The organism is Mesorhizobium sp. M0030, assembly GCF_040323695.1.
Taxonomy (GTDB): Bacteria; Pseudomonadota; Alphaproteobacteria; order Rhizobiales; family Rhizobiaceae; genus Mesorhizobium.
Genome location: NZ_JAMYVE010000031.1, coordinates 1 through 16046 on the forward strand (window position 1 = coordinate 1; position 16046 = coordinate 16046).

Genomic DNA, 16046 nt, shown 5'->3' on the forward strand with positions numbered 1-16046 from the left:
TAGCCTATAATTTCGGCCGTCGACTGAAGACCCTCAAGGGCCTCACGCCCTTTGAATACATCTGCAAAATCTGGACAAAAGAGCCGAACGATTCAGGCTCGATCCAACCCATCAAACCTTGGGACTAAACATCTCTAGCCGACCCCCGTGGCCACGTTGCCGATCGGTGCGCACTGGTCGCCTACATCGCCCCGGCACCTGAAGATCGTCTCTGCTGACGTTCGTTGAGCAATTCAGGCCGCCTCCGGCTGGCGTTTGATCAGCGTCAGCGTCAACCAGCGCGCGGTCAGCGCCGGCTTTTTCGAGCCCTCGATCTCAATCGTCACGCCCAGCGCCGTCTGCACCCAGCCCGACGGCCTGACCTTGACGTCGGCCAGTACGAAACGGGTGCGGATGCGCGAACCGGTTTTCACCGGTGCCAAGAAGCGCAGCGATTCGAAGCCATAGTTGACACCCATCTTGCAGTTTTCGAGCGGCCGCATGGTCTCGAAAGTCATCGTCGACAAAAGCGAAAGCGACAGGAAGCCATGTGCGATGGTGCCGCCGAACGGCGTCTCGCGCTTGGCGCGCTCCGGATCGCAGTGGATGAACTGGTGGTCATCGGTGGCCTCGGCGAACTGGTTGATCATGGTCTGTGTGACCTCGCGCCATGGCGAGACGCCGACTTCCTTGCCGACGCTGGCCAGAAGCTCGTCGAGACTGATCGGTTCCAAGCTAATGTCCTCCATTTCAACCGTCCGAAGCGCGAGCGGCTTCATTCCGTGAACAGTGTCAGCCCATGCTGCACCGACTGCGGCCATCCATCGGCAGGATGGCGCCAGTGAGATGACTGCCGTCACGGCTGCAGAACAGAACGTTCGGCCGGCAATCTCATTCGGCGCACCGATGCGGCCGATCCGAACATGGCCGCAGACGGGCTGGCTTGTACCTCGGTCGCGGTGCGCGTCCTACAGGCCACCGAAAGCAGCTCGTCTTGCTACCGGTGATCATTCCGCCGGCGCCGCTATGCGGTATTGTCGCACATTGATAAAATCAATTGTCTGGATAGGAACCATCCGTGTTTCGAATTTGGAGGAGTCCAGCAGAGGGGGTGGCTTGTGGTCCTTGTTGAAGCGCGCCGGCCTCATTCACCGGTAGCACTGAGCCGGCAAGAAGCGCCAGTTCAATGACATTGAGTGTCGACACGGCAAAGCGGCATCAGATGCTACTTCATGATGCGGGATGGCGCTTGCTTCAAAAGAACCGCTCGGCCTGACGTGGAAGCCAGCACCGGATCTGGATTGTCGGTTTGCGCGGATATTCGCGCAGCACAGCGGCAACCGCAGCGACGATCGATCTCAGCCGTTGCGAGCATGCCGATCTTCGTGGCGGCCACTCTGTTAGGCTGAAGCGTAGCGCGCATTTGATCCGCCACCAGACGGGGTTGCGTAACTTGGATTCCAGGCGTGTTCATGGGTTTGCACCGTCAGCGCGCTGACAGCAAGGCAGGTTCGGACGCCAATGGAAGCGATCGTCTCGATGTCGCGGGCAATTCCAGCCCCCACCGCTGGAGCCTGACCCGACAACAACGAGCACATGCGGTTCTCGCCTCAGCGCCATTGCTCTGTCTTTCGATCCATTCTCGCGTGCGCGCTTCTGGGGCGTCGTTCCGCGCAAAGTCGGTGACCACGGCTGCGCTTTCCGCGCCAGCCTCGAAAAACGCCTTCGAGCCGGTCAGGTTGGGGCCGCCGATGGAGACCAGTGGGATCGGCGCGACCTGGTGCTTCCACTCGCTGATCCGCTCGAGCCCTTGCGACACCCATTTATCTTCTTGAGGCTCGTTGGATAGACTGGGCCGAGCGCCACATACTCCGGCTCGGCCACTGGCGCCGTTTCCAGTTCGGTGTGATCGTGGATCGAAAGGCCGAGCTTCAATCCGTCCGGCGTATTTCATCGTCAGCATCGGCGGCAGCCAAATCCTTTTGGCCAAGATGGACGAAGTCGCAGCCTTCCTCGATTGCCGTGCGCCAATTGTCGTTGACGCTCACTTGGCAACATGGAACCGCGCAGGCGTCGTTCGCGCGGCGGATTTCCGTCTGCAGTCCTTTCTCGTCCATATCCTTTATCCGGAGCTGCACCAGACTCACGCCGAGCGGCACCAGCCGTCAATCGAGCCGGCACGTCCACGACTTCCTGAGAAGACGGCCCTGCCGATCGTCGGTGGGTAGCGCGGTTCGAGCATTCCCGAGCTGAAAGCTTCACGACCGGCATCGACCGCTTTGCCGAACGCACGCGCCATGCCGACCGGATCGGCCACCCTCGGGACCGCCGTGTTCAGGAGCACGGCGTCAAACCCGAGCTCCATGACGGTCGCCGCGTACGACGGCCGTCCGAGCCGTGCATCCACAATCAACGGGATGTAGGGGGAATGTCCGCGCATCAACTGGACCTCGGAGCTCAACGCTTCATCGCATTAGAATGAGCGTTCGAAACGCAGGATACCGCCGACACTGCTCTTCTTGTTGGCATTGGTCCAGTTCACTTCGGAAGCTTTCACCTTTCCGACGGCGGAGCCTCCGTAGCGGCCATAGTCGAGTTCAGCCGTAACTGTGAAATCTGGAAGAAGCGCATAGGCGACGTTCGCAGCGACACCATAGTTCTTGAGCTGATCACCCGAGAGCTGAAGGTTGAACGAAGTTGTCTCGTTGACCTCGTAAGCGGCGCCAGCCCAGAAAGCCCAGTTCCCGCCCCAAGGTTTATAGAAACCGCGACCATGAGCGTCTACCGAATTCGTCGAGCCGTAGCTGAGCTGGCCATGGGAACCGTAGCCGAGCATTCCGGATAGCAACAGTTCGTTGGTGACATTGATGTCGACACGGACCTTGGCGGCCACCGATTCGTAGTCGCTATCATAAGCTGCAACGCCGGTGATCGCTCCCCAGCCATGTGCGTATTTCAAGCCGCCTACTACGTGGGGAGCGTAGCTGTCGATTGTGCCGACCACGTCCGAGCCTTGTTCCAGCGAAACCACGGCCGAAAAACCGTTCCCTGCGTCCAAGTAGTACTGAACCACATTGGTATCGAAAGCGCCGTACGGAGCCGGCGTCTGGTTCAGTACATCACCCGCGCAGCCAATAAACATGTCGAAAGCTGACCGGTCCTTACCAACTCGCAGGCCACCAAGCTGAATCCAGGCGATAGCCAGGCTGCTGCCTCCGTTTAAGGCATAGGACCGAGAACTGTCCGAAACCGATGTCTGGTGGCTGCCGAAGTTCACGCGGGTTTCGGTGTAGGTCTTCAACGTCCCGCGTTCGGTCTCCTGGCCGGTCCAGGTTTTCAATGTGAAGCGTGTGTTGTTTTGCCACGCGCCCTGATGCTCACCAGTCCTCACATCCGAGGTTCTTGAGTGCTCAAACAATCCGACGTTGTAACGGACAGAGCCGCCGATTCGCAGGCAGGTCTCGGTGCCTGAAATGTAGACGTAGCCCGAGCCGTAGACGTTGCAGATCTTGACGTACTCAGTCGGGTCAGGCTCGGCGGCGGTGGTGACGGCGCGAGCGTTGGAAACGGCAATCAGTGCCGCAGTTGAGCCGAGGAGGAGGCTCCTAATGGTCATTGTCGATCTCCGCTTTAATAATAAAGTGATGGACACGAGTGATTCTGTGAACAACTTTGAAACGCGCGCAGTTGTGCTTGGCCGTCAGCTAAGCCCTGAAGGAAGGACTAGAATGTACTCTGGTCATTTTTGTATAATATTTGGTTTTAGCTGCCGATAACGTAATTATCGCCAAAATGGAGGTGTGCAAAGTTTTGTACAATCATCACAGTCAACTCAGCTGGTAGAGGTAGGCGTCACAAACGGTCCTGCATTCGACCGCAAATGACGTGCCAGCCTGACGACCAGCTGCGGCTTGAAGCTCAATTGTGCGGGCGGACCTTGGTTCGCACTTCCTTGTTTTTGCCTTGCGGATCCACCCAAGCACGAACGGAAAACGTTTCGGCTACGGTTCGACTGTTCGCTTCGCGACAGTAGAGCATTGTTTGTGGTGAGCCCGACGTTGAGGCATCATGCGGCGGGACCGCTCGGCACGACGCCGTCATTTTGGCGAGCTGATGGTCGACAACTACGCGCTGCAGCCTTGCATCAAAGCCAGTAGGGCGCCTGCCTTGGCATTGCGGCGGACAGGACTGTCGCGCCGAGCAGGTTCTCGTCCTGAAAGCGGCGTGCCACAGCTAATGCATCTTGCCAGCAATTCAAACAACGAGCTCATCGACATGGCAGAGTTCACTAAGGGGCCGGCACTATCTGGCGAGCAAAATCTGGTCCCAAGCCCGTATGTCTCGCCCATTGTGGCAGCTGCGCTCAGTAGAATCTCCGAGGCGCAGGTGAAGGGAAGGGATGGGATAGTCGAACAAAAGGGGCGCGTGAGGGTCTGACGGATCACCATCATCAGTCGGTGACCAGGTGCTCAGACCATCGCTGTCCGGCCTAAGACTGAACGGCGCCCATTGCTTAGATTCGAGCCCAAACGGAACGGACTGACATAGCGCAAGGACCCAGGCGGGCGCGGTGGGTAGGGTTGGTTGTTATCAGTATGGGATTGTGCCTTTGCAGACCACGAAATTTCGAGAGGCCCGGCTGCCTTGGTACACTATCTATCCGGCTGTGTCGGAGTTCTCTGGGGCGGTCGGCGCCGAGGCTTATGAGGAATGGCTCAGGAACCTGCCGGCTGATGATCCGGTGTCACTCTATCTGCACGTTCCGTTCTGCCGATCAGCCTGCTGGTATTGCGGCTTCCCAACCACCATCACCCGCCGTGATGCGCCCATCCTCAACTATCTGGCGGCGCTGCGTGACGAGATCCGTCTGGTTTCGGAGCGAGTGCCGAAGACGTTGCCCGTGAGCGACATACATTTCGGCGGCGGAACGCCGTCTCTCATCGGACCAGCCGAGTTCCTCGCTCTGATGGAGTTCCTGCGATGCCGCTTCGCCATCTCGAAAACAGCTACGGTCGCCATCGAGATCGATCCACGCACACTCACGCCCGAGATGGCGGAAGGCTTGGGAGCGGCCGGCGTGAACCGCGCGAGCCTGGGCGTACAGAGCTTCGATCCCATTGTTCAAAAAGCGATCAACCGAATCCAGAGCGAGGCCCAGACGTCGGCTGCCGTGGAAGTGCTGCGCCGGCATGGAGTAAGCCGCATCAACTTCGACCTCATCTACGGCCTGCCGCGTCAAACGGTGGAGTCGTGCGTCGAAACAGTGAGGGCGGCGGTCGCCATGCGCCCCGACCGGCTTGCCTTGTTCGGCTACTCGCATATCCCATCCCAAATAAAGAATCAGCGCCTCATCGAGGCGGAATTTCTTCCCCACAGCGCTGCCCGCGCTGAACAGCATGCGGCTGTCGCCGTGACGCTGGTTGCCGCCGGCTACCGGGAGATCGGGCTCGACCATTTCGCCTTGCCGCACGACGAGCTCGCGCTGGCACAGGAAACCGGTCGCCTGCGACGTAACTCGTTGGGCTACTCTGCCGATACCTGCAGAACCCTGATCGGTTTCGGCGCGTCGGCTATCGGCCGCATCGGCCAGGGGTACGTTCAAAACGAAGTTACACGGGATATCTACATCCAGCACATCGCAGTTGGCCGACTGGCGACATCGAAGGGCCATCGCCTCACAGACGACGACCGCGTGCGAGCCGCAATCATCGAGCGATTAATGTGCGATTTCGAGGCTGACGTGCCGGCAATCTGTGTCGCCCACGGATCTGATCCGATCCGTCTTCGCGGTTCAGATGAGCGTTTGGCGATGCTGGCCAAGGACGGAATAGTGGACTTCGAAAACGGTCTTGTCCGCGTACGGCGGGAGCATCGCTTTGGGATTCGCGCTGTTGCTGCCGCATTCGATGCTTTTAGGGATGGCCTTACAAGGATGGAGGCCCGCAGACCCCATCGCGCGGCGACTTGTCCTTGACGGTCACGAGCACGGCGGCAGGTTTGCCGTGGTCGGGGAGCCTTCCTTGAGCGGAAGCCGACGACAGTGTTCGAGGGGAACTCGCCATGAGCCGGGTGCGCAGAGATCGTCCGACGCTCTTGTATTTGCTGGATCCCAGCCGGCTCCGCCTCCGACTGCCTCGATAGCTCGGTATCCTGAGCGCGTCGGCGGCATCATGCCATTAACATCCTACGAATTGCATGCTCCATCGTCCTGGACGAGACCGGTTTGGCTAGCCAAAGGACGAAGGTCTGATTACTAGATGTGATCGGCATGGGGTCGCTTCCACCAACGACGATGATGGGCACCGTCATCAGGGTGGTACGTACGGCTTCGGGCTGTCCTGGCCCGAGGAAAGTCGCTTTATCGAAAATTAGGAGGTCGGCTGCCTTCCCGCTCTCGATCCAGTCGCAAAGACTCTCGAAGGTCGCGAAGCCGACCGGCTTATAACCCAGCGCGGCGATCTTATCCTTGTAGATCTCCAACGCTGCTGGATCGGGGTCAACGACTGCAATGATTTCTCCGTTGCCAAGTGATCCATCGCATGGGCCGAAAGCGCTATCAGCTCTGACCTGCTCCTCAGCGCAGGCCGGTAAGTAGAGATCGAAGCGTGTACCTCGGCCAACAGCCGAGGTGACGTCAAGGCATCCTGCGAGCGCGCTCACATGGCGGTCCACTGCAGCAAGACCCAGTCCGGTCCCGCCGACGCGAGAGCGCGTGGTAAAAAAGGGCTCAAAGATATGCGGAAGCACCGAACTTGCGATTCCTTGGCCATCGTCGCTGATGGAAAGGAGAACGTAATCTCCCGGTTTCAAGGTGCCCTTAGCCACGGGCTTCGTTTGACAGACGTGAGCGCGAGAAACGCTAATCTCGACACGGCCCTCATTCAAGAGAGCCTCCGACGCGTTCTTGCATAGATTCATAAGGATCTGCTGTATCTCGGTCGGGCTGCCCTCGATCACCGTTTGCCACTCGTTGATCTTGAAGTTCAACTGAACATCCGCACGAAGTGTAACCCGCAGCAATGGCGCGAGATCCATTACACTCTCCGAGAGGTCGAAAGGCATCGTCACGCGCTTCCGATTTCGGCTTAGTGACAAAATTTGATCAATAATCAGTTTGGCTCGGCTGCTGGCCAAGATAATTTGGCCGATGTGGCCCCGAATTCTCGAGGGGCGACGCACAAGACCTTTAGCCATCTCTGCGTAGCCGACTATTGCTCCTAGAACATTATTGAATTCATGTGTAACGCCGCTTGCGATTGTGCCGACAGCCGTCAGCCTTTCCGCATGCTCCCATCGACTCTCAAAAAGGTTACGTTCCGTGTGTACACGTTGCATTTCAAGATGGTTGCCTAAACGCACAGTAGCGCTCGCCAGAACCAGGAGGTCGTCTGTGGAGGGTGGTGAGCGATCTCCTTCAAAAACAAGGATACAAACCGCAGCCTGCTGATCGGAGGCCCGGCAACCAACAATTTGACAAACACCGGTAGTGCCTACGGCAGTCCGAAACACTTCCGACGCCGGAACGACGCGAAACACTGGCTGTTCCGGGTGTACAAGTGAGACGACTTCATGGATTAGCGTGGCGTTCCAGACGCGCATGCGCTTGTTCGCGACAAAGTACTCGGTATTCCTGCTGATACTCGGATCCACCAGAGCAAGCGCGCATTGATCCGCATCGAAAACGCATTGAATGAGTCTAAGCGCTGCTTCGGTGGAGAAGCGCCGCGAAGCCTTCGTTGCTTGACTGTCGATGAAACAAGCTTCGATCTCACTCATCGCCGCTTCAAGCTCTAACCGCCTTTCCAACCGGTTCGTCCGCACATGCAGCGTGGAGGCTCGAATGGTCGCAAACAAGCAGAGGCATATGGACACCAAGCCAAAGAAAAGCCGTGTACGCTGCGCTTGCGCGCTGGCGAAGCTGTAGGCTTTCAGATGTTCTCGCTCCAATTCGGCAGCCTTGGCGAACGTGTCGAAGGATGGGATCCGATTGACAGCGCGGTCCAACCTCAACATTGAGGACAGGATAGCGCGGCCCTCGCGGGCAACATCCTCCGTGACTTGGTCCTGGCTAGGAGGAAGTCGGCGGAGAGACTGTTCGATTTGTAATGCGAGGCTGAATCCCGGTCTGGCCGAAAATTGAAGGATCAGATTGGAAAATTCAGGCCTGTTCGACACTCCCCCCCGAAGGCGATTAGCCGAGCGAGCAAAGCGTACGAGAGAGCTTTGCAGAAGCTCATTTTGCGCGGCCGAGGCCGAGATGGCAGCTTCTGTGTTTTCGAGGGAATTTTTGAGCTGTGCAACCAACCTGGAGTGCACCCCGGAGCTCTCATTGGGCGAAATCTCAACAAGGCGTTGGTAGTTTTGAAGGTTCCTTTTTAATGCTTGCCCGGTAGAAGCAACGGAACGGAAGTCCAATACCATGTCGGCGCGGGCGACGTCTCGCTGGAGCAATGCGTAGTTGATCTGAATCGTCCGCAGTTCGCTTAGGACCGCCTCGTTGATCTGGGGGTCTTGCCACTGTATCGCGACCAAGAGCGCGACCGAGGCCACTAGGGCCATTACAGAAGCTTTGTCGGTACTGAGCCATTTTTCCCAAACGAACGGCGTTTGATCCGCGGTGCGTGCCTTGCGAAGGTCCGATTTGAATTCTAGCTCCCCATCGCCTCGGTGTGCGGCCGGATGCTGCTGGAACAGGAAAGCCAAGTGTACCTCTCCCCTCAAATAGGCGGTGTAGACGCCGTCGTACTCTGCCCCCATGGCCCGCTGACCTTCCATTGATTCGCGGGCGTTTCGACCTCGACGGCGAGGCGGCAGCACAAGGCGGGCAACTGATCGCAGTTTTCGGAACTGGTCTTCCGAGAGATCATCGAAGGGGCATACAAGCGCACGCCTGCAGCAGCCGAGGATGATACCGGCCGGTCAAACGCAACTGGCGAGGGCCGGATCTGCTGTTGGCTGGCAGCTAACACTGGCGGGGCGGCGGCCTCGACTCCGGCGTGCCTAGAGCCGGCTGCTGCGAAAGCGTCCGACACGCTTCCCTTGGGGTCATCCCGTCCAGCGGGCATCCTTGGATCGCTGAAAAAAGACGAGGCGGCTTGATGATCCTGCCCTCGCTGAAGCACCTCGCGAAACCCTTGTTCCAGTCGCAGAAGCTCCTCTGGACCGGTAGGCGGCTCGTCAGCTCGACCATCGAACAGCGGCCGGAGCGCCTCGGACACGTGCTGCTCAAAGCCCACTCGCCGGGCCTGGACCGCTTGCCCGTCTTCCAAGCCGGCGTCCTGCACCTGCGACAAAGCTGTTACACGGGATGGATTACTATTTCGCGGGTTCATACTAGCCTCACATCAAACTGTATCGTCAAAGTCCTGCGCCAATTCACACAGCGGGTCATCGAGTTGAGATTCTGCGGAGAGCGCCTCCTCTGCTCCCGTCAAGGGCGCCGGCTCCGGGAGGGCGCCTGTCTGGCTTTCAAAGATGCGTTTCAGAATGCGATCCGAAAAATATCGCACCTTCCTCAATTTTAATGGTGGCAGACCTTGATGAGAACGATTTCGTACTCGTCATTGAGCAGCCGCACCTGTTCGGGACGCAACAGCGGTGCACCTTGATGTGAATTCTGAACGTTCCAATCGAACGTTCGCGCCTGGCTGTAGGAAATCGATTGGGCTTGAAATGTGCATCCGCCGATAGCTTTGGAAATGTAGTTCGGAGTCTCGTCATCTACCTCGATGTTCCTAGAAGCGCGCCGGCAGCCCGGGCGGGGGGCTTGGGGTTAGACTGCCAGCGCACGCCACTCATAAAGAGCGGCCTCTTTTCGCGGTTCGGACACCCATAGTCAACCCGGCAACGTCTGGATGCCCGCTGTGCTTTTTGCAGAGCGGCGATGCCGGGCATATCGGCCGATCCTGTCTAGGATGGTGTGGCCACTCTCGTCGGCCGAGTTGATGCTCCAGCCAGTATCGCCTTGCCGACCAGCATGAGTTCGCCGTTAGCAATCCATCGTTGCGGGCGTTCCAGTCACGGCCTTCCATTCGGCGATGGCTTGCAAGCGATGAACAAGGCGAGAGCAGAACGTTTGGGGCGGGGGACGAAGAGGTTGCGGAGGGCTGACAAGGTCGAGACGAAGCGTTGCAGGCCTCCCGGCGATCGGACCCCTGCATCATCCGCTCCCGTTTTCGCGGCGGCACATGGGAATTCTCCGCTCTGTTGTTCAACTCCTTGTGCGACCGGTGCTCGACGTCCGGCACCATCTGTCGCTTTGCCGCTCCATACGAGCGAAGCTAGTCGGTGATCATGCGCTTCGGCGCGAGCCCCTGCTTCTTCCACAGCCGCGTCAGCAAGCGCAACCTCTCGCAGGGTGCGCTCTCAGAGTTCGTTCCTGCGCAGCGGCCTTGTTATCTCGATACTGGATAAGCGTCTACGAACCTACGCGCCGCATAACGAGCTTTGTTGCGCTGGTCGGTTGCGAAGGGTGGCTCTATGCATCGCAGTGGCGGACGCGAAATCCTCACCATCCTTCTGCATCGCGCTATTTGGCTTGCCGAAAACCCAAGCTCGCCGGCACGCTGCCGCTGAATACGATGATCATCTCGCATTCTTGCTATGTCGTCCTTCCTGGGCACGCGGCTGACGGCGACGAAAGCGGGTTTATTCATGCAACACCTCTTTTTGGCAGGCAAGCTGGTGGACTTCGGGATGTCGGGGGCGAATATAGCGAAGACTCCCGCCGCTCGCTGATGCATTCTGGACGCAACCGCATCGAGCCGATGTGTTCGAGACGCTTCGCGGCTGCAGTCGCCGAACGATGGCGTGGTTATGCGACCTGTTCGGCATGGCTACCCCCGTCCAGTCAGGCGTTCACGAAGGTGTTTGTCGAGAGTTCGTGGAGAAAGTCCGCCACTTATCGTTGGCGAGGGCTTTGCTCCGGAGTGGCGATCGGTGCGCTGATCGACAGGCAGGCTCTGGCCAAAATCGAATCCCATGCCGTCGCGAAAGGCCGCAGAATTCGATGCGGGGGCAAACGCATCGCGCGAATGGCACGTCGAACTATCGGTCCTGTCTCCAGCGAGATGACCATCGCGCAAGAAAGAGACATTCGGGCGGCTGGCGCCTGTGGTTGCTTCGACGATGCGGATAGGTCGTGCATGAGGCCAACGACACGATCTACGGCCTTCCCCCATATTTGTGCCTCAAACGGAAGCGTGTTTGGCGTGTCGCCGAGGCCTTGGAATATGGCATAGTGGTATGAACACGGGACGCATGTCGTCGGAAGCCGCGCCTTTCGGCCGAGTGAAGCAGTCCGGCATCGGGCGGGAGGGTTCCCGCCATTGCCTCGAGGACTACCTTGAAATGAAATAACTTTGCACGGGCGGCATCTGAAGCATGGGCTTGCAGGGGCTCGCAGACCGGTAAACCAGCGAGCCATCTCCAAATATGTGAATTGTGGATTGCTCCTCGACGGGAGCTGAGGGGCGGCTCCGCAAGCCTTACGACGCTCTTTGCGAGCCGTAGCTGCCGAGCTGGCAAAAGGCCGGGCTACGTCGCGCCAGCGCAATCGGCGCGCAGAAAATTAGGCCTACCCGCTCCGGGACCGCAGACCTCGTCAGCTTCTCGTAAGTATGCCCGAGTAGGTTGCTCAGCTGATCTGTGGACGTGAGGCTAGCGTGAACCGGCACAAATTTGACCTATCCAATGTAACAGGTTGGCGGCAGGTGCAGCCCCCGGCATCTCAAGAGCAAGCGGCACAGGCCGGGCAAGAGGGCTTTGAGCAGCGCTCGGGCGAGGCGCGCCAAGCCGCTGCCCAAATTCCCGCCCCCGGCGTTCCGGCTCTGCCAGACCCTTTCCATCCTCATCCGTCTCAGGGAGACCTGAGCCTCATCGAAGGCGCGGCCCCATGGGAAGCGCAGCCCATGATGCAAGGGAGCGGACAAGAACACGCCGCGGCGCCGTACGCCGGAGGCAGTGGGTCGATGCTAGGTGCCTCGGTGCTGCAGCCGGGTCACTCAACGGCGCGCCATCATCATGCGCCGGATTCGTCAGTGGGTGATCTGAATCCTTCCGCACCGTTCGAGTTGCGTGACCATGCTCGTTCCCCCGTACCGGCAGCGGTGCAGCCAGATCCTCCAGTAGTGGTCTCCGACGGTCGCGGCTGCAAGCGTCCTCTTTATTCCAACGATGCGACCGTTGTCGAAGGGCTGAGGTCACTCTACGCGGGTAAGGCCAAGGAGGAAACGGTCAAGCGCCATGTAAATTCTCTTTACGGCTTTGGTCGTTGGCTCTTTAAAAATAACAAGCCGGGATTTGCTGCTCGGCTTCACGAGGAGTCGCTGGATGAAGATCTCAAGGAGTACGAGAGCAGTGGTGGCTCCTCGACTGTGGCTGTGGCACTGCGTCGTCTCAGAGAGTCGGCGGGCGGAGTGCCAATGGTGGGCCGCGCTGTCCTGAATCCCGACCCTGCCGACGCCGTGCTCATCAAAGAGTACAAAGCGGCTCTCATCAAAGAGTACAAGGGAGCGCCTGCGACCGGGCCGAATCGCCAAACCATTCACGACTATGGAGCTACTCTTAGACGTTTCAGTGAATACCTGGTTGAAAACAACAAGCCGGGGATTGCGGCTCGGCTTCACGAGGAGTCGCTGGATGAAGATGCCAAGCGCTATAAGGACTCCAGTGGTGACCGGAGGATGATTGCACTAGCTCAACTCCGGAAATTCCTGCCGTCCGCCGCACTCGGGCGCGAAATTGCCCTTGCTGCTCGTCCGGAAGACGCAGTCGGCATGGAGGCTCGTGCCATTGGGGACGCCGCTGCGCAGCACCGCGGGCCGCAGAAGGCATTGGGTCGGCCAGAGAAGCTCCCTGGGGAAGCTAATGAAGACGCCGCTGTTCTGTCGTCTTTCGTACCAACTGGGCACCATCACCAAGCCTCGGATCCCGCAGAGTCCTTTCGTCCCCTGATCTGGCGCGACGGCGACCAGCGCGCGCCGGACGAGCGGATCGCTGCACAGGACAGGAGCAACCTGCTACCAAGCGAGGAGGTGCCACTGAGGCCACCGGAATTCGCTCCGCCCAGCTTGCGGGCGGGGAATTCCGCCTCGCCAGAGCTCTTTCCTGAGGGGATGTCCCCCGCGGTCGAAGGGTTTTTTGGTGTTTTCGGCGACCCCAGCGGGCGGGTGCTCGGCGCATTGCAATTGCTAGGCGACGAACATATCCACAGGGATTACCAGCTCCTGGAGCAGGAGTTGCAGGGGAACAATCCAGAACTCGCCGCCCGGACGCGGTTCGTGGATCCCCTCGTAGCCAATTATCATCTGCGCTTGGGCTCCGAGAGCGACAAGCTAAGCGCATTCCAGCGCATCGTCCATAATCAGAACGGTAACGACACAGCCGACTTCCTGTTCGTGCCAGTGAGCGATGGCGGTAAGACTCTTGCGGAGCGCGGCAAACATTGGTCGCTGCTGTTCGTTGATCGCAGCGACCGGGAACGGCCGGTTGCCTATCATTATGACTCCGTCAGCGGATGGCATGACAAGCTTGCAAAACACCTCGCAGAAAGGCTGGGCGCCAGCCTGGAGACCCGCGTGGACTTACCCCGCATCGCCCAGCAGAGCAACGAGTGGGATTGCGGAGTCTACGTGGTGGACGGCACGCGGGCGCTGGTTGGGCGATTGCAAAGATGGCAGCCAGACCTGCCAGACCTGAACCTCAACAACCTCGTCGTCAATCGGCAGGCACTACAAACCCGACTCATGGGTGACGATACATCTGGAACGGCAAATTATCTCACGAACTTTGAACTCATGGACCGACAGGCGCGAGACGCGGTTAAGGAAAGCCCCGTTGGGACGTTTCACCAGCGGATCAAGCGGCTCGGCCAGTCAGCGCGAGCGTTGCACGACAGAGCCCTGGCTCCAGTCGCGCCGGACCAAGGCAACCCAGACTCGGTGTTCGTACGGGACGTTGTTCCCGGGGAAACACGCCATCATCATGCGCCGGATTCGTCAGTGGTTGATCTGAATCCCCCCGCACCGTTCGAGTTGCGTGACCATGCTCGTTCTATGCCGGCGGCGGTGCAGCCAGATCCTCCAGTAGTGGTCTCCGGTCGCGACAAGCGTCCTCTTTATTCCAACGATGCGACCGTTGTCGAAGGGCTGCGGTCAGCACTCTATGCCGGTAAGGTCGGGGAGCGCACGGTCACGGACCATGTAAATTCTCTTCTCGGCTTTGGTCGTTGGCTCTTTGATAATAACAAGCCGGGATTTGCTGCTCGGCTTGACGATCCGTTGCTGGATCAGGATCTCAAGGAGTACCAGCGCGAGAGTGGCTCCTCGAACGTGGCTAGAGCACTGGGTCGTCTCAAAGAGTCGGCGGGCGGAGCGCCAATGGTGGGCCGCGCTGCCCTGAATCCCGACCCTGTCGACGCCGAGCTCATCAGAGATTACAAAGCGGCTCTCATCAAAAAGTACGAGGCAGAGCCTGCGACCGGGCCGAATCCCAAAACCACTCAGGACTATGCGGCTACTCTTAGACGTTTCAGTCAATACCTGCATGAAAACAACAGGCCGGGGATTGCGGCTCGGCTTTACGAGGGGTCGCTGGATGAAGATGCCAGGCGTTATTTGGACTCCAGTGGTAACCGGTGGATCAGTGCACTAGCTCATCTCCGGAAGTTCCCGCCGTACGCCGCACTCGGGCGCGAAATTGCCCTTGCTGCTCGTCCGGAAGACGCAGTCGGCATGGAGGCTCGTGCCATTGGGGACGCCGCTGCGCAGCACAGCGGGCCGCAGAAGGCATTGGGTCGGCCAGAGAAGCTCCCTGGGAAAGCTAAGCAGCTGAGCGAGATCGGCAATTCAGGCGCTCGCGTGCTGATGCAGGCCCCCACCCATCAAGTGGGTGCATTGCCCTGGGAGGCGCAGCCCATGATGCTGGGGGACGAGCACCTGGCACCGCATACCGGAGGCAGTGGGTCGATGCTGGGTGCCTCGGTGCTGCAGCCGGGTCACTCAAGGGCGCGCCATCATGATGCGCCGGATTCGTCAGTGGTTGATCTGAATCCCCTCGCACCGTTCGAGTTGCGTGACCATGCTCGTTCTGTGCCGGCGGCGCCTGCCGGGCCAGCGTTCGCCAGGGCTGAGGAGACGCCCTCCGCGGTTGGCGAGGCCGCGGTGGCCGAAAGGTGGGCTCGGTTGCAAAAGCAAATGGACGAACCAGTGCATGATCCCGGCCCTCAAGTGGATACATCGCCATGGGAGGCGCAACTCATGGTGCAAGGGAGCGGACAAGAACACGCCGCGGCGCCCTACGCCGGAGGCAGTGGGTCGATGCTGGGTGCCTCGGTGCTGCAGCCGGATCACTCAACGGCGCGCCATCATCATGCGCCGGATTCGTCAGTGGTTGATCTGAATCCCCCCTCACCGTCCGAGTTGCGTGACCCTGCTCGTTCTGTGCCGGCGGCGCCTGCCGGGCCAGCGTTCGCCAGGGCTGGGGAGACGCCCTCCGCGGTTGGCGAGGCCGCGGTGGCCGAAAGGTGGGCTCGGTTGCAAAAGCAGAAGGTCGACGCTGATTTGTCGGGATATTTCGACTCGATTCCGCACGCGGACCTTCTACGATCGCCATGGGAGGCGCAACTCATGACGCAAGGGAGCGGACAAGAACACGCCGCGGCGCCCTACGCCGGAGGCAGTGGGTCGATGCTGGGTGCCTCGGTGCTGCAGCCGGGTCACTCAACGGCGCGCGATTCGTCAGTGGTTGATCTGAATCCCCCCGCACCGTTCGAGTTGCGTGACCATGCTCGTTCTGTGCCGGCGGCGCCTGCCGGGCCAGCGTTCGCCAGGGCTGAGGAGACGCCCTCCGCGGTTGGCGAGGCCGCGGTGGCCGAAACGCTGGCTCGGTCGCAAAAGCAGATGGTCGACGCTGATTTGTCGGGATATTTCGACTCGATTCCGCACGCGGACCTTCTACCATCGCCATGGGAGGCGCAACTCATGCAAGGGAGCGGACAAGAACACGCCGCGGCGCCCTACGCCGGAGGCAGTGGGTCGATGCTGGGTGCCTCGGTGCTGCAGCCGGGT

General features: G+C 59.6%; 6 protein-coding genes and 6 pseudogenes. 4 read left to right on the forward strand and 8 right to left on the reverse strand.

The features are described 5' to 3' along the window. Positions 1–202 (forward strand): annotated as a pseudogene (locus NKJ80_RS30890) (hypothetical protein); the annotation flags it as partial. 31 nt (positions 203–233) lie between these two features. Here the strand turns inward: NKJ80_RS30890 and NKJ80_RS30895 are convergent. From NKJ80_RS30895 to NKJ80_RS30915, 5 genes and pseudogenes are all read right to left on the reverse strand, one after another. Beyond that, complete coding sequence (locus tag NKJ80_RS30895; protein ID WP_031196195.1) at positions 234–728, reverse strand: MaoC family dehydratase; 495 nt, start codon at positions 726–728, stop codon at positions 234–236. 476 nt (positions 729–1204) lie between these two features. After that, positions 1205–1453: a bifunctional hydroxymethylpyrimidine kinase/phosphomethylpyrimidine kinase gene (locus NKJ80_RS30900; RefSeq protein ID WP_352498931.1), complete on the reverse strand. Its 249-nt coding sequence runs from the start codon at positions 1451–1453 to the stop codon at positions 1205–1207. A gap of 136 nt (positions 1454–1589) precedes the next feature. After that, positions 1590–2141, reverse strand: a pseudogene (locus NKJ80_RS30905) (thiamine phosphate synthase). Then, a pseudogene (locus tag NKJ80_RS30910) lies at positions 2123–2434 on the reverse strand (hypothetical protein); the annotation flags it as partial. The pseudogenes NKJ80_RS30905 and NKJ80_RS30910, both read right to left, overlap by 19 nt. An 18-nt stretch (positions 2435–2452) precedes the next feature. Beyond that, positions 2453–3595, reverse strand: coding sequence for a porin (locus NKJ80_RS30915; protein WP_352498932.1), 1143 nt, complete (start codon positions 3593–3595; stop codon positions 2453–2455). Between the two features lie 993 nt (positions 3596–4588). Between NKJ80_RS30915 and hemN the strand changes: the two genes are divergently transcribed. After that, the gene (gene hemN, locus NKJ80_RS30920; protein ID WP_352498933.1) at positions 4589–5953 is read left to right on the forward strand and encodes an oxygen-independent coproporphyrinogen III oxidase; all 1365 of its coding nucleotides are present in this window, start codon (positions 4589–4591) and stop codon (positions 5951–5953) included. A 194-nt stretch (positions 5954–6147) separates the two neighbouring features. On the opposite strand, the gene NKJ80_RS30925 is transcribed toward hemN, so the two are convergent. From NKJ80_RS30925 to NKJ80_RS30935, 3 genes and pseudogenes are all read right to left on the reverse strand, one after another. Continuing rightward, positions 6148–8682, reverse strand: a complete 2535-nt coding sequence (locus NKJ80_RS30925; RefSeq protein WP_352498934.1) for a two-component system VirA-like sensor kinase — start codon at positions 8680–8682, stop codon at positions 6148–6150. 641 nt (positions 8683–9323) lie between these two features. Then, positions 9324–9700 (reverse strand): annotated as a pseudogene (locus NKJ80_RS30930) (type IV secretory system conjugative DNA transfer family protein); the annotation flags it as partial. Between the two features lie 267 nt (positions 9701–9967). Further along, positions 9968–10322, reverse strand: a pseudogene (locus NKJ80_RS30935) (DDE-type integrase/transposase/recombinase); the annotation flags it as partial. 500 nt (positions 10323–10822) lie between these two features. Here NKJ80_RS30935 and NKJ80_RS31560 point away from each other — a divergent pair. Together NKJ80_RS31560 and NKJ80_RS30945 are read left to right on the forward strand one after the other, a co-directional pair. Then, positions 10823–11337 (forward strand): annotated as a pseudogene (locus NKJ80_RS31560) (aldehyde dehydrogenase family protein); the annotation flags it as partial. A 680-nt stretch (positions 11338–12017) separates the two neighbouring features. Continuing rightward, the coding region (locus tag NKJ80_RS30945; protein WP_352498936.1) for a Ulp1 family isopeptidase at positions 12018–16046 on the forward strand (4029 nt) is incomplete at its 3' end.